This window comes from Flammeovirga yaeyamensis, assembly GCF_018736045.1.
GTDB classification, from domain to species: Bacteria; Bacteroidota; Bacteroidia; order Cytophagales; family Flammeovirgaceae; genus Flammeovirga; species Flammeovirga yaeyamensis.
On sequence record NZ_CP076132.1, the window covers coordinates 2,961,606 to 2,979,776 of the forward strand.

Here is an 18,171-nt window from a genome sequence, read left to right on the forward strand (position 1 = left end):
TAAAAAACTAAAATAAATCATTTGTTGATATTTTAACCATTATTAAAACTAATTTCTACTATATTTAGCAATTATTTTTTCAACTGATGAGTTCACAAGAAATCATCTTTACTAAAACGCATATTCAGATGAAGTGGCTTTCAAAAGGATTAAAAGATAAAGTCATCAAGATCAATAAAAGAACCAATGAAGTAACGTATTTACCTCACCAAAAAACTCGATCTTTAAATAATCCTGAAGAAAAAGTTCAATTAGAAACCTTCTTGAAAGTAATCTATGAATTAGGTTACCCTGCATCTCATGTTCGAGTATGTGTACCTGTAAAAATGGGTTCGTCTACCAAAGAAGCTGATATTATTGGCTACAATGATGAGGAAGGTCTCGAACCCACTTTAATTGTTGAATGTAAAAAGAAAGGTGTCAGTAGAAATGTACTCATGCAAGCTGTTCATCAAGGTTTCTCTTATGCAGCAGCACTAATGGCTCATTACGTATGGACTACTGATGGTGCGAATGATTATTATCACGAAGTACTTCCTCATAAAATTGGAGAACGTGAAAAAAATGTATTGCCTTCTGTACCCAAATTCAATGGTAAAAATTCTTTCTTCTTTAAAATTAGAAAAAGGTTTTTTAGATCGACAAAAGATATTTTTAGTTTTATAGGTAAATCATTAAAAAACACATTATTTATCCATTCTCTTATTTACATCTCATTTTTATTTATTACTTTCTTTGGTTCATCTAAATTACTTTTCATCAATATCAATAAGATTCTTGCCACTCCTATTGTAGAGAAAATGTGGTACACTTTTAAGATGGATTTTTCCTGGTTTTATGTTAGCCTATCTTTTCTTTCCATATTATTCATCATCACTTTAAGTAACATTATTAGTTTCTTCCCTGCGTTAGGAAACAATCGATTAAAATGGCGTCAGAAATTACTAATCACTTTTTTTATGACGATTCCTATTTGGGTAACGGTAAAGTTCTTTTCTAAAGCTTGGTGGAATTGGGATCATTATTTACGTTTAGGCGAAAAGACATGGATGTTTTTACAACCACATTTATTAATTCTACCTGTACAGTTCATTATTATAGCTGGGATTTTAGCATTACCTAAAAAGACAAAAAGAAGGAAAAGAAAATAGAGAATTGTAATGCGTTTATCTTTAGAATTTTATAACTTAAATATAGAATCACCTAAACGCATACCCTAATGTGGAAAACAACGCTATACATCTTATTAATACCAATTCTTAGTGTAGGTCAAAATATAAACTTTGAAATCAATGACTTACACACAGCACAAAAGAAAGCTAAAAAGGAACAGAAAGGCATATTTATCGATATCCATACCAATTGGTGTAAAAACTGTGAATGGATGCAAGAAGAAGTATTTAAAACCAAAAAAGTTTCTTCGTATTATAATAACCACTACATCAATTTATCTGTTGATGCTGAATCTAAACTAGGTAAAACTCTAGTCGAAAAATATAATTTATCGATCTACCCTTCCTATTTGTATCTTAATCAGGATGCTGAAGCATTACATTTAGCCACTGGATTGAAAAGTAAAGAGGAGTTTATCGAAGCTAGTAAAGAAGCGGAAGATCCCAATAATCAATTATTTGTTTTACAGAAACTGGTAAAGAACGAAAAGGAACCCGATATTAAAATCCTAAGCAATTATATATACACCACTTATAATGCAGCCTATGAAGACGAAATAATGTTGTCGAAATTTTTAGGTAGACTAAATGATGACCTGCTAAAAGAGGAATCGATTTGGAGAGCATTAAAAGAAGCGACAATGCATAATGGATTACATTCAGAAAGCTTACATTATATCGTAAAACACTCTAATGTAATAGAAAGTGAACATGGCATTAAAGATATCATACAAACCATAAACGCTGCTGCCAGTATCTCTATGCAGCCTTATGTTGAAGAGAAAAATATTAAAGGTTGGGAAAAATTAATGAGTTATTTAAATACTTCATTAGGTAAACAAGGTACAACTCTCAATTTAGCCTACAACCCTACCTTTTACATCAATATACAAGATTTTGAAACTGCTTATAATAAAATGAGTGAAGGTGTAAAAACGCTTCATGACCGGGATCCTGAAGTCAGAGCATACCTCTATAGGAATTGGGCCTGGGATATATATCACTATTATGATGATCAAGAGAAATTAAGTACTGCTTTAGAATGGGTAGATAATTCTTTAGACGTTCACTATAACTCCATCAACCTCGAAACGAAATCAGGAATACTACTCAAATTAAAGAGCTATGAAAAAGCAAAGATGACTGCTTTAGAAGCTATCGAATTAGCAAAAAAAGAAAAAGTACATCCTACTTTGGCTTACTCAGTTCTCGAAAAGCTAAACACAACAAAATGATGTATTTTGTCTATGAATAAATGAACCTTATTGTATTATATATAAAGTGTAATCTTACAGTACAAAGACATAAATAACTTACACAACCTTGATTTTATAACTAAAATCAAGGTTTTTTACTTTACAACAACATTTTGACTACACAAAAAACACATGACTTTCTTAGTACTTTTTTAACATCACAATTCAGTTTTAATCTAGGATGATAATTTACGCTCAACACCCTAATGTGTTACTTTTACAATTGTAAAATACGACGTGACGCTATTTTATTAGTTAAACTTTTTGACATAATAAGAACAATATTACTTCTAAGCTTTTGAAATAAAATGAAGAGATTACTTACTTTACTATTAACATTTTTAGCAATACAACTTCAAGCACAAGAATGGGATATTTTCCCAGTTCCAGCTATGGCAGGTGCAGACAGTATTTGGGAATTACAAGACAATGTCTCAGATGATTTTAATTATACTTTTGAAGGAACAGACTCAAAAGTAAACTTTGGCAATGATAAATGGTATAACTTTTATCATAACCATTGGGATGGACCTGGATATACTTATTGGAAACATCAAAATGTAACAGTAGAAAATGGCAACTTGATTATTACAGCAGGCTATACTCCTGAAACGAGTAAAGGAGGTTCCTATGGTGTAGCTTCTGGGTGTGTGACTTCAAATGCTAAAGTTGTTTACCCTGTCTATGTAGAATCGGCCATTTCAGTAGCTAACATTGAGTTAGCCTCTTGTTTTTGGCTTTTAAGTCCTGATGATACTGAAGAAATTGATATCATAGAAAACTACGGTGGAGTAAATTTCTATAAACAATTTACTCATATCAGTCATCACTCCTTTGTTCGTAATCCTTTCACAGATTATCAACCAAGAGATTGGAATTCATGGTATCCTGATAGTAGAGTAAACAACTCTTATGGTTGGGGTGATTGGTGTTGGAATAACGGTGGTGAACGTCGTTATATGCGAATGGGAGTTTATTGGAAAAGCCCTAAACATTTTGAATACTATATAGATGGAGAATTGGTAAGAGTGATGTATTATAATGCCATTGCTACCAATTATAATGGCACTTGGCAATACACTTACTTTAAGTCGTTAACTTGGGATGTGAATGGGTATAAGTTACCTACAAACATTGCTTCAGGAAATCAAGCAGGCTACACCGATGTTATCATTCATTCTACAAGTAGTTCATTTGATATGGATAAGTTAAAAGCCGCATCAAATGCTTCTAATGGATATAATGTTATTGACCCTGCTTGGTTCCAAGGTGGAGATGATGATGACTTAGATGGTAATGGTGTCACTCTTGAAGCTAAAGGATTCACTAAAGAATTAGACATCATTATCAATGTAGAATCCCAAGGATGGTTATTAGATCAAACTCCCTCACAAGCTAGTTTAAACGATCCTACAAAAAACCAAATGAAAGTAGATTGGGTAAGGGTCTACAAACCTGTTCCTGATAATGGTGGCGTTCGTCCTGTAACAGGTGTATCTCTAGATCCAACAGAAAAAGTAGTTGCCAATGGTAGTGCATATAATGTGACCCCTACTTTTGTACCTTATAATGCAACTAACAAGAATGTAACTTTCACTTCAAGTAATGAAGCTGTTGCAACAGTAAATACTAATGGTGTTGTTTCTGCAGTTGGTCTTGGTGATGCGGTAATTAATGTAACTACTGAAGATGGTAATTTCACAGCTACTTCTAATGTAAAAGTAATTGAAAATGGTGCTGGTAGTGAATTCATTATTGAAGCAGAAGATTTTGATAGAACTGGAGGCACAGTAGACGACGAAGAATGGGGAGGTCCTGGCTTTGGTGTTGGAATTACTGATGATAATTTGGGCATTAATTGGGTAAATAATGGTGATTGGGTAGAATTTGATTACAACGTTGCTGAAAGTGGAAATTATAAAGTAACTTTTTTAGTATCTACTCCCAGTGATGGAGCAGCAGTAACTTTATTAACTAATGGTGAAGAAGTTGGAGAAGTGGTAGTTCCTAATAATGATAGCTGGGGAGATTATCAAGAAGTTGCTTTAGAAGTTGATTTCTACTTAGAGGCAGGTCAAAATACTTTTAAGGTTCTCGCATCAGGTAGTAACACTTGGCAATGGAATATGGATAAAATGATCTTCACTCCATATACCGAAAATATTATTGCAGTAGAAGGAATTGAACTTGATATCACTTCAGCTGATGTTGAAAGGTATAAAACACTTCAACTTTCAGCTACTGTTTTACCAGAAAATGCGAGTAATAAGAATTACTCATGGGAATCTTCTAATACTTTTGTCGCAACTGTAGATCAAAATGGAATAGTGACAGGTGTACAAGAAGGTGAAGTGGAAATCACTGCAGTAACAGCAGAAGGTGGTATTAGAGCTACAGCTACAATAACTGTTACACCTGCTACAAGTATTCCTGTAAGTGGAATAAACATTGATATTTATAATGTTGAATTAATCATTAATGAGACTGCTACTATTACGGCTACTGTTCTTCCTGCTGAAGCAACTAATCAAAATGTAATTTGGAGTTCATCTAACGAAACAATTGCTACTGTTACTAATGGAATAATTACTGCTTTAGCTGAAGGGAACTGTACTGTTACAGTTGAATCTGAAGATGGAAGTTTTTCTCAAAATATTAGTGTGGTTGTAAAAGCAGAGGCCCCAACTTCAATAGATAATGTATACAATCCATTAGTAGTTTATCCCAACCCAAATAAAGGGTCGATTACCTTAAGAGGATTATCAAATAAAGTATATAAAATTATCATCTATAATCTTAATGGACAAAATGTATATTCAGTGAATACATATTTCGAAAATGAATATAAAATTGATCTAAGTAATCAACCAAAGGGAGTATATTTAGTTCAGGTTATTGATGAAGAAACAAGTTATTCTAGAAGAATAATAAAAGAATAAATTTTCCCCAAATAAATTAGGCATCCAATTGTGGATGCCTTTTTTTATTTCTTTTGTTTATTGATGAAAACAAATTCACCTCCTTCATCTCCTACTCCATATAAGACACCAAACTGTGGTGCGTTTTGACTGTTGTTTGCTACAATTTTATTGAATCTGTAAAACAGACTAGAGGCTGTCATAAACTTATCTTGATTGGTGTTCAAAGTCTGGAACAAATATTTAGAAAAAACAGATTGATCCGGTACTGTTTTTAAAGTACCACTCGTCATACCTTTTCTACTCTTTTTGGAATAGTAATTAGTAATCGATTGAGATGGTTCGTTTAGTATGGATCTACTTGATCTAAATATACTACCACTAAAACAAGCATCAGAAATTAACAAAGTATGTTTTGCTTTGATACCTTTTAATTTTGTACTTAAATTAGAGTTAGCTATCCAATGTGAATCATCAGATTTATGCGCATCAGAAGGTAGCCAATATCCTTCAGCTACTTCTTCATCATAAATACCGTGCCCTGCATAATAAATAATAAGGTTATCGTTTTCATTAATTTGATTCCTCATCGAATTAAAAGCCTTTACCACATCATCTCTTTTAGGATCATTTAATTGAATGATATTTGATGTAGCAAAACCGTATTTTTCTTCAAGAATTGATCTGAAATTTTTAGCATCACGATGAGGGTATTTCAGGTCTTGGATATCTTTATCATCATAATTTTGCACACTGATAATTAGAGCATAAAAATTCCCCACAGTTTCCTCAAATGGTTTATTTACTTCTTTTTTATCGACTACTAAACCTCTAGATGCAAACACAGGACTTGAAAGTGTTTTATTCGCATTAACTAGTAATTGTTCTTTTGCATGATTATCAAGAATAACCGTATTAATGTGTTTAATGGTGATATTTTCAATGTTTATAGATGTTCCCTCAGCAACAAATCCAGTAACATCATCTTTTGAGGTTAATTTCGAATAAGGAAATCTTTTAACAAAATGTTCATTGATGAATAAATAATACGAATGATCGATTTTCCTTACAGTCAATTTATTATAATCATATTTTTTGATTGACTTATGATATTGCCACTTCACTATTTCAACTTCATGGCCATCATTTAATTTTTGGATATGGAACCTTCCATCTCCGCTAAATACAAAACTATAGCCTTTTTTTCCGTTAGGTGACATCCCCCAAATAATACCATTTGCGTGAGATTTATTATTAGCCACATGCTTAATTTTTGTTTCTATCTCGAAATTATCAAGCGTTGTGTACTGAAAACCGGACTTCAATTCGATTACAGTTTCATTTTTCTCTTTTGAAGATAAATGATAGTTGCCATCCTTTAAATTACTATGCCTAAATATGTCTTCATCGTGTTGCACGATCTCCCATTTATGATCATTATTTTCGAATTCTTCATTGAAAATAATGTTCATAGCAAATGGTTGAACTGCATGATAATGAGTGTAATTTACTTGGGATAAGGTGTCGAAAGACAAGAATAAAGTAATAGCAATACAATATTTAAAATAGTACTGGGTCATGGTTCGATTAATTGTAAAGAATATAAGTAAGTTTTGGGCTGATTATGTGGTCGTTCTTTACAATGATTAACCTAATACGACGTATTTGAGTTCATATTCTACATTAAATACAATAGATTTCTATTTATTATTCTATTTTCAATAATTACAAAAATCACAATCTAAAAAAAGTTATGTAAGATATTTTTAATAAAATTAAATTATAAGCCTTTTACATCCCATGCGGAAGCGGAATGATCGTCTGACACAGAGACAATAATTGTATTATTTAACCACAGTAATCTATTTACAGAAGTACCATGTCCAGCATGTCTAGCTTTATCAATTACTTTTAAAAGTCTAAAGTCTCTCCTTCTCCAAACTTTAATCGATTTATCCTTCGAACACGTAGCAAAGTAGTCCCCATTCGGTGAAAATGAAATATCATTAATAGTATACATATGTGCCACAATATCCTCTTGGGTTTCTATAAAACCATCAAGATTCCAAACTCTCATATGTGCATCTCTACTACCAGACAATAAAAATTTCCCATCTGTAGATATAGTCAAAGCAAACACAGATTTATCGTGACCTATTAACTCACGAATCTCAGAACAGTTATCAATATTGTATCCTCTAATAATACTATCGCTCGCTCCTGCCCAGAAATGTAGTCTTTCTGCATCAACAGCTATGCTTCTTACCGATTCATTAGATACTTTAACTTTTGATTGTACCAACCATTTAGAAATAGAAACCACATATACCCAACCATCTCCAGTGCCTACAAAAAGTAGATCATCCATTCTTTCGATAGCAAAAACAGCTTTATCAGTTAGCTTTAAAGACTTAAGTTCTTTACCAGAATTTAAATCTAATAAATGAATTCCTTCGTTATTTTGTCCAACGACTAATTGATTTAGTTCTTCGATGGCAGCCATAGAGTACACCGTATTAGGAACTTTAGCCACTAATTTCCCTTGATCAGGTTGATCTATATTCCACTCTACCACATATCCATCAGCTCCTGCCGTATAAAATAATTTGGGGTTTGATGTTTTTACTACACTGTAAAGTCCATCTTTGTGACCACCAAATTGGGCGATTTTTTCTACTTCTAATACCTGTCTTTTCATCATAATATTAATTGTTGCAACAAATATGACAATTAATTCAAAAAAGTAAAAAATGATATCTTAGAATATTTATTTAATTTTGGGTATGCCAATTATCATTAATAAAAATATTGATCAGAAAGTATTTTGGTGTCTATGGAAAATTGAAGAGACCGAAGAAGAACTTTTAGTAAAGACATTCGAAGATGAAACATCTTTTGAACATATAAAAAATAAGCATAACAGGCTTCAAACTATTGCTTCAAGAGTAGCTTTGAAAGGTTTATTAGATTCACTTCAAATTAAATATAAAGGGATATTGAAGGATGAAATTGGGAAGCCTCAATTAATTGATGTTGGAATGTCTTGTTCTATTTCACATTCAAAAAATTATGCTCTGGTGGCAGTATCAAAAAATAGTGATAATGATGCTATTGGATGTGATGTAGAAAAAATTCAAGCAAGAATAAACCGTTTATTGTTCCGAATTGCAACCAATGACGAGATTGCTTTTGCAGATGCTAACGAAGTAAAAGGAACAAAAATATGGTGTATAAAAGAAGCTTCTTATAAGGCCTTTGGAAAACTTAATATTGAATACAAGTCTCAAATTATCACACACTTTAAAGATAATGAGCCTAATCAGGTAATTATTAAAGATGTATCAGAAAATCAGAACTGTTATCAATTACAATTTGAACAGGTTGAGGACACTCTGCTTTGTTTTGCATTTAATTAATGTCTTAACACCCTGCTTTGATACCACCTTCTTTCCTGTCGCATAGCTTCTTTAGGATCATGAAATAAAAAGAAAGGAACACCAATTTCTTTCAAACTTTTTTCTATTTCCTTCATCTCTTCATCTTTCTTTCCCTTGTTGACATCACGAATCATAATCCCAGAAATATTATTTGAAAATTCTTGGGCAATGGACTGATAGGTGTAAGGATCTTTTTGACCACTATCACCAACCAATAGGAACTTCTGATCAGGAAACTTATTAATTAAGTAAGCAATTCGACTCACCTTATGTACATTTTTTAATTGATCGTTATTGGCTTTAGGTGATCTGATAAAGTCCTTCCAATTTTTTTGATACCTTAAATAAATTGGTCCCAATGGAAACTTTCTCGTAATCAAAAATAATTTGATGATCCAAAATAGATTCATTTCGGAATTGGATACATAGAAAATTTCTGCTCCTTGCTTTTTTAATTCTTTATAGAATTTACTCATATCCTCTACCTCTTTCCTTTTGAAAGCATGGCGAACAATGGTTTGCGGTACCCTTTTTAAAAAAGAAGTTGCGTGAGTAATAAGTATGGTATCGTCTACATCAGAAATAACAATGTATTTGGGGTGTCCCACATTATAAATACTGGATAATGTTATTGCAGGTACCGTAATTTCTTCTGTATGCTTTTCATCTTTATAAAACTTCAGAAGATGGTCTAGATCATAATTTGAATAATTCTTATCTATAGGAGTTTCGAAACGGAAGAAACCGTTTTCATCCAAATCAATCGTAAAATGTTGTTTTTCGAGTGCAACATAAAGCTGACGACCAGTTACATGATTATGTCGGTAAAGTTTCCATAATCTAGACACATGTCTACGAAACCCTTCAGGCTTTTTGGTTAGATCCAGCAATCCGGATTTAAATGTGAGCAATTGTCCCTCAACAGATAATTGTCCGTTATATAAAAAGCCGACAAGCGGCATCAAAACGCTTTTTAGACTCAAAGTTTAAGAATTCAGAAATGAAACTTCCAATGAATATCAAAAATTAGTAGAAAAATAGGAATAAAAAAAAGATCGATATACTTAAATGCATATCGATCTGTGTTTAGTTGAAAGTTTGTCCTTTTAATTCAGAATAGTCTGATAGTTAAAAATGTATTAGTTGGAAGATTGTATTGCTAAATTGTCTATTAAATATATTTTGATATCAGATTGTCAATTCATTAGTTCATTCCATTTAAGTTGAAAGGAACCATCTTGTTGATACAAATTTAAGCATCTTTTCATTTATTTCCTTGCTTTTACTATAAGTTATGAGAAAAGTACCATTCAATACACCTTTTCAATTCAATCAAGAAAAAAATTCATAGAAATGTTATACTCTAATTTCTTAAAAATTAGAACATTGTAGAAAAACATACTTCTGTAAGGGAAACTAATTGATTATCAAATAATAGATTTTCAAAATAAAACCTCTTCATTAATTATTTATTCTTGAAGAATCTAAACATCATTTAATTTTACAAATAATTTAGTCTGATGTGTTTTATACGCAATCGAATTTTTTATCTTTGCTAAGAATTTACTCTAAATATAGGAGATCAATACATGGAGAACTTTGTTGTTTCGGCTAGAAAATACCGTCCGAATACCTTTCAAACAGTTGTTGGACAAGAACATATCACAAATACACTAAAGAATGCTGTGTTGAGTAATCATCTTGCTCAAGCGTTTTTGTTTTGTGGTCCAAGAGGTGTGGGTAAAACGACAAATGCCAGAATTCTCGCAAAAACAATCAATTGCGATAATTTATCTGAAAAAGGCGATCCGTGTAACGAGTGTAAATCTTGTACTAGCTTTAATCAAAATTCCTCTTTAAATATTGTGGAATTGGATGCTGCCTCTAACAACTCAGTTGAAGACATCAGAAATTTGATTGAGCAAGTAAGGTACGCTCCTCAGCCAGGTAAAAAGAAGGTATATATCATTGATGAGGTACATATGTTATCAACAGCTGCCTTCAATGCTTTTCTTAAGACTTTAGAGGAACCCCCTTCTTATGCTATCTTCATTTTAGCAACTACGGAAAAGCATAAAATCCTTCCTACCATTCTTTCTAGATGTCAGATTTTTGATTTTAACAGAATCAGTGTAAAAGACATCGTTAATCAGCTACAAAAAATTGCTAATGAAGAAGGTATTAAGACGGATACTGATGCACTTCACCTTATTGCTCAAAAAGCAGATGGAGGAATGAGAGATGCCCTATCGATGTTCGATATGATTGGCACTTTCTCAAATAATAAAGAAATTGATTATCAAACTACAGTTGATAATTTACATATCTTAGATTATGATTATTACTTTAAACTAACCGATTTCTTGAACAGAGGTGAGGCTTCTCAAGCCATGCTCATCTTTGATGAAATCCTTAGAAAAGGTTTTGATGGTCATAATTTTATTAATGGTCTTTGTGAACACTTTAGAAACATTTTAGTTTGTAAAGACGAGGTTACATTAGAACTACTTGACGTTTCTGAAAGCGTGAAACAACGCTACAAGCAACAAGCTCAAGAAGTTCCTCAGTCGTTTATTATGACTGCCCTAAATTTAGGTGGAGAATGTGATACTAAATACAAGGAATCAAAGAACCAACGTTTGCATGTTGAATTGACATTAATGAAAATGTCTCATATCAATAGAGCGATTCAATTTGCACAAATTGAGATAAAAAAAAAAGACTAGCTGAGTTGAAAGCAAAGCAAGCCAAGCTTGCTAAAAAAGAAGAACCTTCCACCTCATCTCAGCCGTTTAAGCTGGAAGAACATTTTAAAAAGGAAAATGCTAAGGTATCGATGAAATCTACCACTAAGATTTCGGGTAACTTAGAAATGCTTAAAAATGGTCTAAGCCAACAGGCAAAACAGATTAAAGCAGAAGAACAACAACACATTGTTCAAAATAGACCTTCAGCAGCTCCTTTACCGCCTCAACCTGTATCAAATTATAACCGACCATCCTCTCCTGCTCCTTCGAAAGTGGGTGCTTCTTTTACTTTGGAACAAGCTCAAAAAGTATGGAAGGTATTTTCAGATCAGTACAAAAGGAATGGTAAGAGTAAATTTGCTTCTCTCCTTTTAGAAGAATCCACCATTGAATTGGATAGTCAACTTAATATTATTGTTCAAATCACAAATCAAGTTCAAACAGAACATTTAAATGTGGTAAGACCTGAATTATTAAGGTTACTTAGAACAGAGTTGAAGAACGATTCAATAGAAATTCAAACAAAAGTAGTTTCTATAGAAAATACCAACGAGCCTAAGAAAATATATTCTAGTCCAGATAAGCTGAAATATCTACAGGATAAATTCCCTGCATTGAAAAAGCTTCAGCAAAAACTTGGATTAGAAGTAGAGTAAAACACAAAAGCCCAGGATTAATTCCTGGGCTTTTGTGTTATTTCAGTTTACTAAATAAACTTTTGATTAGGCCAATGCTTTTTTAATATCGCCTTCTATACTTTCTGGCTTAGCAGTTGGAGCATATCTTTTAATTGGCGTTCCGTCTTTCCCGATCAGGAATTTAGTGAAATTCCATTTAATTGAATTGACTAACGTTCCTGGCAAAGCTTTCTTCAAGTATTTGTATAAGGGATGGGCATTCCCTCCGTTTACATCAATTTTTTTCATTAATGGAAAAGTAACTCCATGATTTAGTTTACATGTTGCTTCCATTTCATCATTTGATAAGGGTTCTTGACCTGCAAACTGATTACAAGGAAAACCTAAAACCACTAAATCCTTGTCTTTATACTCTTGATGTAATTTTTCTAACCCATCAAACTGAGGAGTTAAACCACATTGGGTTGCTGTATTGACTATTAAAACTGTTTTCCCTTCAAAGTCCGACATTTTGATTTCGTTCCCTTGAGGATTCTCTGCTGAATAAGTATAAAATTGTGCTGACATAAATGTAATGAGTTTAAATATGCTTCAAATTTATATCGTGCGCGACATAAATAAAAGTAAATTCGTATTTTTTTATACATTAATTAAAAAATTCTTTAAATCATCATCTTAATTTTTGCTAATGATCTAATATTTTTGATTGAAATCGGTAAGAATGATTAAATTGGACAAAATTTTTATTTTTTGAATTTCAACAAACAAACCGAATACCTTTATAATCATAAAAAGGGAAAATGGTTTAAACTGAATTACAAAGTAGTATGAACAAAACATCAATCTTTACAGCTCTTTTTATGGCAATGATCATGGCTGTATCTTTCACAGGGTGTAAAAGTCAAAAGAAACTTGCTGCTGAACAAGCTGCAAAAGAGTTACTAGCAAAAACACAAAAAGCACAACAAGACTTAGAAGCAATGGTAGGTAAAGACTATGCTTCTTTAGATGAGTTAGCTACAGATGAGGCAAGATTAAACGAGATCAAGTCTTACAACTTAGAAGATGCTACAGTAAACGATCTAATTTCTAAAGCTGATAGTCATTTAGCTTCTCAAAGAGCTACACTTGAGGCTAAATTAGCTGCTGAACAAAAAGCAAAAGAAGAAGCGGAAAAAGCGAAAGCTCAAGAAGCTCAAAAAAGAGATATTTACTATTTAATGGACAACATCCAAGGTTCTGGCGATACACAATCGGCTAACTTGATGATTACTGAAGCATTAGCTCTATTTGCTTCTCCAGATGTTCCTGTCTTGATTGAGATTTATAACGATGGCGATATCGTAGATTACGACAAGCCAACAACTGCATCAAAATATTTAAACAAATTGAAGGACGTCCAAAGAAATCCTGATAAAATCAAAGAGTTTAAGACAGATGCAAACGGTAAAATCACTGAATTGATTTTAACTAAAAAGTAATATCAGAAAAATTGATTTGTTGTTAGTGAATTTATTGAACACTTCAACAGATATAATTTAATTATCATATGAAAGCTATCAAAACATTAAGTTTAGTATTCCTTTGTCTACTGGGACTACAAGTATTTGGTCAAGATACACAAAAAGAAGAGCCTCCAATGCCGCCAGCACGTAAGGCTGCTATTGATTCTTTGGCATTAGAAAAAGTACACGATTTAAGTAAATACATCTCTAAGATTGGTGATAAGGGCACTTCATTCTCTGAAGCAAGCCGTGTCATCGAAAGAGCTTTAGAATTGTTCGTTGACGATGCTCAAATTGGTGTATCGACTTTAGGTAAAAGCCAAATCAGATATTTCGCAATCAAAAAATACTTGGAGCGTTTAAACAAATTGAACTACAAGTCGGTAAACATCGAGTGGTTTGATATCCAATATATTTCTGATTTAGAAAAGCAACCTGATGGTAAATATGTAGGTGTAATTACTATCTACCAAAAGTTTACAGGTGTTACTGAAGACGGTATGGTTTACAAAGATATCACTAAGAAAGACATCACTATTTATGTAGAGCGTAAGACTACACAAATTGGTGGTAGAGAAATTGGTTTCTGGGATGTCCTATTGGGCGATATCAAAGTATCTGAAACAAAGAAAGGTTAATCTTTTCTGTAAGATATAAGAAACTTGGTGATGAATTTGTATAAAGTTTATCATCAAGTTTTTTTTTGATAATTAGTTTATCAAAGTAGTCAATTCTAACGGGCGATATTTGAAAACGGAAGCATAACAATTATCTTTACTTTCGATAAAATCGTCATCTAAATTGACATTTTTTATATGGATTTCAGTTACCACACATTGACTAAAATCAAATGGTAACTGTCTATAATACTGTAACGTATTTTTTATTTTTATCTCTTATCAAAAGAATGTATCGACAAATTTTCAAAGTAATAATTCTTTTTTTCATTACATCATTTCTAACAGAAGGGGTTTCTAAAGCACAAGTCATTGGTCATTATAAAGGTGATGAATCCAAACTTTATGCGGAAACAAAACAGTTCACTCAATTTATTAAACGATTTAATAATGAAGAGGATATGAATGGTCAGCCCTATTCTTCTGGATCATATAAATTCAGAGAATTAACGATGCGAAAAAAATATCTTGAGGTACTATTTGATGGGGAGAACTCTAACTTAACGAATAAATTAAAGAAAGACTTTATTAATGATGTGAACGATAAAAAAGCCCCTAAGTTTATCGAGAAACATCAGGGTGGTTATTTTGCTGAAGTAGAAACACGTTATTTATATAAAGGGAAAAATATAAATGTAACCCTATTTTTAAGACTTCAAGCGGATAGTCTTGGTTATAAGTGGGCCATATTTGATGTATACTCTGATATGCTTCAAGACCTTCATAAAAACGACAAATCGAAAAAGAATTTTTTACATCCTATGAGTCATGAAATTGATTTCATGAATTTGCATAGAGCATTTAGAGATCCTAACGAAGTCGAAGATTATGGTGTAAACGGTTACGAAATTGATTACCTATCGGTATTGTTCTACTTGGCAAAAAGTGGTGATCTTACTTTTGTAACTGTAAACAATGTAAAATTCCATGTATTCCAAATTGCGGGTTGGTACTTTTCTGTAGAAAAGTTTGAAAGAGACTCCTATAATTCTGGGTGGATGATTTCTGAATTAATGCCGCTTAAAAATGAAGATATGGATGTATGGACACGACATGTACTGCACAAGGATCAATAAATTTAGCGTTAGTTATTACTCAAACATATAGAGATAACCTTCGTGTTGTCAATTAAGATATAAAACAAAACTTACACAGTGATGAATAAACTGTTTACTTACTTAATAACATTATCATTATTTTTTGGTCAGTATGCTTTTGGTCAGGAAAGTAATGAAATACCAGCAGAAAGATTAGCCAAATATAAAAGTGAGGCGAAAGATTTAGTGATGTTTATCGAAAGTACACTGAACGATATTGCTGGAGATGATTATACGAAAAGAGAGAAAAGCATCATTATTAATGAGACTTACTTAAAATATTTTGAATCGGACAAGACGCAAATAGAAGATGATCTTGACCCGAACAGACAAGTAGTTTCTAATAAAGATGTACAAGCCTATTTAAAAGATGTTGATTTCTTTTTCGAAGAAGCCAACTTTGAGTTTATCGTTGAAAAAATCGAGCATAGCGTTAATAACGAAGGTAATCTGTACTTTACTGTTCAGTTAACTAGAAAATTAGACGCATTAACGGTCATGAATGATACGATTAGCAACTCTGCAGAGAGATTCGTAGAAATCAACTTAGATCCAGATGCTCAAGAATTAAAAATCGCTTCTATTTATACCACTAAGCTTTCTCAAAAAGAAGATATGGCTTTATGGTGGAACAAACTAGATGATGTTTGGAGAAATACAGTAGGTGCTGACATCAAATTGGATAATAATATTCCACTATCTGATGTTACTTCAATTATCGACTCGATTATGGTGACTAAAAACGATTCAACGTTGCCATTAAATGAGAACATCTTCAATCATATAGAACACTTCCTTCAGAAGAAAGAATTAGATATTTCGTTAAACCCAGAGATCGTTACTTTGGCTCCACTAAGTAAAATGAGAAACTTAGAGGATTTAAATATATCAGGTACTGGTGTAAACGACTTGTCTCCTATCCGAACATTGACCAATCTAAAATCTTTAAAATGTGAAATGACAGGCATCAACTCCCTTGATCCTCTTGTGTATTGCACTAACCTTAAAGTTTTAATGATTAACGATACACAAATTGAAGATATTACGGTTGTTGAAAACTTCGATCAGCTAAAAGAGCTTTATATTTTCAATACGAATATCTCTGATTTAACACCACTTACTGACTTAGAAGAATTAAATGTATTATGGGCAAACGATACTAAAGTTGCCGACATCAAACCGTTAAATTCTACGAAGCAGTTGCGTTCATTAGATATTTCTAATACAGAAGTTACATCAATTGATGCGTTGTATGGATTAAAAAAGCTGGAGCAACTTAGTATTGACAGAACTTCAATCAATGATTTATCTTCTTTAGCAACTACATCCGCTTTAAAGAATTTATCCGCAGACCAATCTTCAATTTCTAGCCTTACTCCTTTAAGTAAGCTTCAGAATGTAGAAAGAATCTATTGTGATGGAACACAAATAAATACATCAATCGCTCAAAGTTATATGCGATCTCACCCAAAAACATTAGTGATTTACGGGTCTGATCAATTAAAAAATTGGTGGGAAAGTTTAAGCGATGTTTGGCAAGACAAATTGTTAACTACAGCGGGATTAACAACAAGTCCAGAAAAAGAGCAGCTTCAGATTATCGCCAACATTAAAGAAATTGATATTCATAATGTTGGAGGAATTCAAAATCTAGATCCTCTTAACTTCTTGATTAACTTGGAAGTATTGAATGCTGCAAATACAAATATCAACTCAATTGATGCTTTAAAAAGCTGTCCTAACATTAGTAACCTAAATATTAAGGGCACAAATGTCACAGACATTTCGGTATTAGAAAACCATAAGCTTCTTTCTAAATTGAATATCAAAGGCACAAACATTTCTGATTTGTCTCCTTTAGAACATGCAGAAAAGCTTTCTAAAATAGATATTTCTAACTCGAAAGTAAGTTCTATTACGCCATTAAAAGGATTAGAATCTTTAAAAGTGATTGAAGCAGATAATACAACAACTGCTGAAGCTGCCTTCATTAAGTTCGCTGTAGAATCACCTGCAATCGTTGTCTTTAGATCTGCTAAACTTCAATTGTGGTGGGAAGGATTATCTGATGAATGGAAAGAAGTATTGAGTACTGAAGCTAAAATTGGTAATAAGAATCCGGATAAATTCGAACTTCACCAGATCAATATGATATCAGAAATCAATATCAGTAATCATAAAAGCATCAATGATTTGAAGCCATTACAAATGCTTTTCGATCTTAAAAAGTTGAATATTTCTTACACTCGTATTACTAATCTTGCCCCTATTTCAGGTATCAATACTTTAGAAGAACTTTCAATTGATAACACTCCTATTTCGGATATCACTGATATTCAAAACTTAAAAGGATTGAAATCTTTAAATATTTCGAATACACTTGTAGAGAAATTCACTGTTTTAGAAGGCTTTACTCAAATGGAGAAGTTGAAGGTTTCAGGTATCGTAAAAGTGAAAAACATTTCATATGTAACAAAAATGCCAAATCTTAAGACATTTGAATGTTACAATACCAGTATCAATAACTTAAAGTACTTAGTTGGGTTAAGTAATTTGAAAACATTGAAGTGTTACAAAACGAAATTGAATCAGAAGAAGGTAGATGCTTTTAAAGCACAAATGCCAAATGTATCCGTAGACTTCTATTAATCATTTGATATTAACCTTAGTTCTTAAAAAATAACATTATAATTACACTCTTATGATTACCTTTGTGGGATTATA

General features: G+C 32.2%; 14 protein-coding genes. 10 read left to right on the forward strand and 4 right to left on the reverse strand.

Annotated features, from left to right (window positions below):
- Positions 1–86 precede the first annotated feature (86 nt).
- The 3 genes from KMW28_RS11660 to KMW28_RS11670 all read left to right on the forward strand — a co-directional run bounded on the left by KMW28_RS11660 (position 87) and on the right by KMW28_RS11670 (position 5,367).
- Complete coding sequence (locus KMW28_RS11660) at positions 87–1,151, forward strand: type I restriction enzyme HsdR N-terminal domain-containing protein (protein ID WP_169663273.1); 1,065 nt, start codon at positions 87–89, stop codon at positions 1,149–1,151.
- 68 nt (positions 1,152–1,219) lie between these two features.
- Entirely contained in the window at positions 1,220–2,407 is a 1,188-nt protein-coding gene (locus KMW28_RS11665) for a thioredoxin family protein (RefSeq protein ID WP_169663272.1), read from the forward strand.
- 329 nt (positions 2,408–2,736) lie between these two features.
- Positions 2,737–5,367 carry an Ig-like domain-containing protein gene (locus KMW28_RS11670; RefSeq protein ID WP_169663271.1) on the forward strand — a complete coding sequence of 877 codons (2,631 nt, stop codon included), beginning with the start codon at positions 2,737–2,739 and terminating at the stop codon, positions 5,365–5,367.
- Positions 5,368–5,411: 44 nt separating this feature from the next.
- Here the strand turns inward: KMW28_RS11670 and KMW28_RS11675 are convergent, their stop codons facing one another.
- Together KMW28_RS11675 and KMW28_RS11680 are read right to left on the reverse strand one after the other, a co-directional pair.
- On the reverse strand, positions 5,412–6,926 hold the full coding sequence (locus KMW28_RS11675; RefSeq protein ID WP_169663270.1) for a caspase family protein: 1,515 nt from the start codon (positions 6,924–6,926) through the stop codon (positions 5,412–5,414).
- Between the two features lie 200 nt (positions 6,927–7,126).
- On the reverse strand, positions 7,127–8,047 hold the full coding sequence (locus tag KMW28_RS11680) for a WD40 repeat domain-containing protein (RefSeq protein WP_169663269.1): 921 nt from the start codon (positions 8,045–8,047) through the stop codon (positions 7,127–7,129).
- Between the two features lie 82 nt (positions 8,048–8,129).
- On the opposite strand from KMW28_RS11680, the gene KMW28_RS11685 reads away from it, so the two are divergent.
- Complete coding sequence (locus KMW28_RS11685; RefSeq protein WP_183363875.1) at positions 8,130–8,762, forward strand: 4'-phosphopantetheinyl transferase family protein; 633 nt, start codon at positions 8,130–8,132, stop codon at positions 8,760–8,762.
- Here KMW28_RS11685 and KMW28_RS11690 read toward each other — a convergent pair.
- Positions 8,759–9,766, reverse strand: coding sequence for a phosphatase domain-containing protein (locus KMW28_RS11690; RefSeq protein WP_169663267.1), 1,008 nt, complete (start codon positions 9,764–9,766; stop codon positions 8,759–8,761). The genes KMW28_RS11685 and KMW28_RS11690 overlap by 4 nt on opposite strands.
- A 606-nt stretch (positions 9,767–10,372) precedes the next feature.
- Here KMW28_RS11690 and KMW28_RS11695 point away from each other — a divergent pair.
- Entirely contained in the window at positions 10,373–11,509 is a 1,137-nt protein-coding gene (locus tag KMW28_RS11695) for a DNA polymerase III subunit gamma/tau (RefSeq protein ID WP_169663266.1), read from the forward strand.
- Between the two features lie 5 nt (positions 11,510–11,514).
- Positions 11,515–12,186, forward strand: coding sequence for a hypothetical protein (locus KMW28_RS11700; RefSeq protein WP_169663265.1), 672 nt, complete (start codon positions 11,515–11,517; stop codon positions 12,184–12,186).
- Between the two features lie 66 nt (positions 12,187–12,252).
- Here the strand turns inward: KMW28_RS11700 and KMW28_RS11705 are convergent, their stop codons facing one another.
- Positions 12,253–12,735, reverse strand: a complete 483-nt coding sequence (locus KMW28_RS11705; protein ID WP_169663264.1) for a glutathione peroxidase — start codon at positions 12,733–12,735, stop codon at positions 12,253–12,255.
- Positions 12,736–12,995: 260 nt separating this feature from the next.
- On the opposite strand from KMW28_RS11705, the gene KMW28_RS11710 reads away from it, so the two are divergent.
- From KMW28_RS11710 to KMW28_RS11725, 4 genes are all read left to right on the forward strand, one after another.
- Entirely contained in the window at positions 12,996–13,649 is a 654-nt protein-coding gene (locus KMW28_RS11710) for a hypothetical protein (protein WP_169663263.1), read from the forward strand.
- Between the two features lie 158 nt (positions 13,650–13,807).
- Positions 13,808–14,311, forward strand: coding sequence for a hypothetical protein (locus KMW28_RS11715; protein WP_101958161.1), 504 nt, complete (start codon positions 13,808–13,810; stop codon positions 14,309–14,311).
- A 269-nt stretch (positions 14,312–14,580) separates the two neighbouring features.
- On the forward strand, positions 14,581–15,426 hold the full coding sequence (locus tag KMW28_RS11720; protein ID WP_169663262.1) for a hypothetical protein: 846 nt from the start codon (positions 14,581–14,583) through the stop codon (positions 15,424–15,426).
- A gap of 81 nt (positions 15,427–15,507) precedes the next feature.
- Positions 15,508–18,096 carry a leucine-rich repeat domain-containing protein gene (locus KMW28_RS11725; protein ID WP_169663261.1) on the forward strand — a complete coding sequence of 863 codons (2,589 nt, stop codon included), beginning with the start codon at positions 15,508–15,510 and terminating at the stop codon, positions 18,094–18,096.
- Positions 18,097–18,171: the final 75 nt, after the last annotated feature.

Bases quoted from the DNA above. Each gene is read 5' to 3' on its own strand.
- KMW28_RS11660 (WP_169663273.1), top strand. From the start codon at position 87: ATGAGTTCACAAGAAATCATCTTTACTAAAACGCATATTCAGATGAAG.
- KMW28_RS11665 (WP_169663272.1), top strand. From the start codon at position 1,220: ATGTGGAAAACAACGCTATACATCTTATTAATACCAATTCTTAGTGTA.
- KMW28_RS11670 (WP_169663271.1), top strand. From the start codon at position 2,737: ATGAAGAGATTACTTACTTTACTATTAACATTTTTAGCAATACAACTT.
- KMW28_RS11675 (WP_169663270.1), bottom strand. From the start codon at position 6,926: ATGACCCAGTACTATTTTAAATATTGTATTGCTATTACTTTATTCTTG.
- KMW28_RS11680 (WP_169663269.1), bottom strand. From the start codon at position 8,047: ATGATGAAAAGACAGGTATTAGAAGTAGAAAAAATCGCCCAATTTGGT.
- KMW28_RS11685 (WP_183363875.1), top strand. From the start codon at position 8,130: ATGCCAATTATCATTAATAAAAATATTGATCAGAAAGTATTTTGGTGT.
- KMW28_RS11695 (WP_169663266.1), top strand. From the start codon at position 10,373: ATGGAGAACTTTGTTGTTTCGGCTAGAAAATACCGTCCGAATACCTTT.
- KMW28_RS11705 (WP_169663264.1), bottom strand. From the start codon at position 12,735: ATGTCAGCACAATTTTATACTTATTCAGCAGAGAATCCTCAAGGGAAC.
- KMW28_RS11710 (WP_169663263.1), top strand. From the start codon at position 12,996: ATGAACAAAACATCAATCTTTACAGCTCTTTTTATGGCAATGATCATG.
- KMW28_RS11715 (WP_101958161.1), top strand. From the start codon at position 13,808: ATGCCGCCAGCACGTAAGGCTGCTATTGATTCTTTGGCATTAGAAAAA.
- KMW28_RS11720 (WP_169663262.1), top strand. From the start codon at position 14,581: ATGTATCGACAAATTTTCAAAGTAATAATTCTTTTTTTCATTACATCA.
- KMW28_RS11725 (WP_169663261.1), top strand. From the start codon at position 15,508: ATGAATAAACTGTTTACTTACTTAATAACATTATCATTATTTTTTGGT.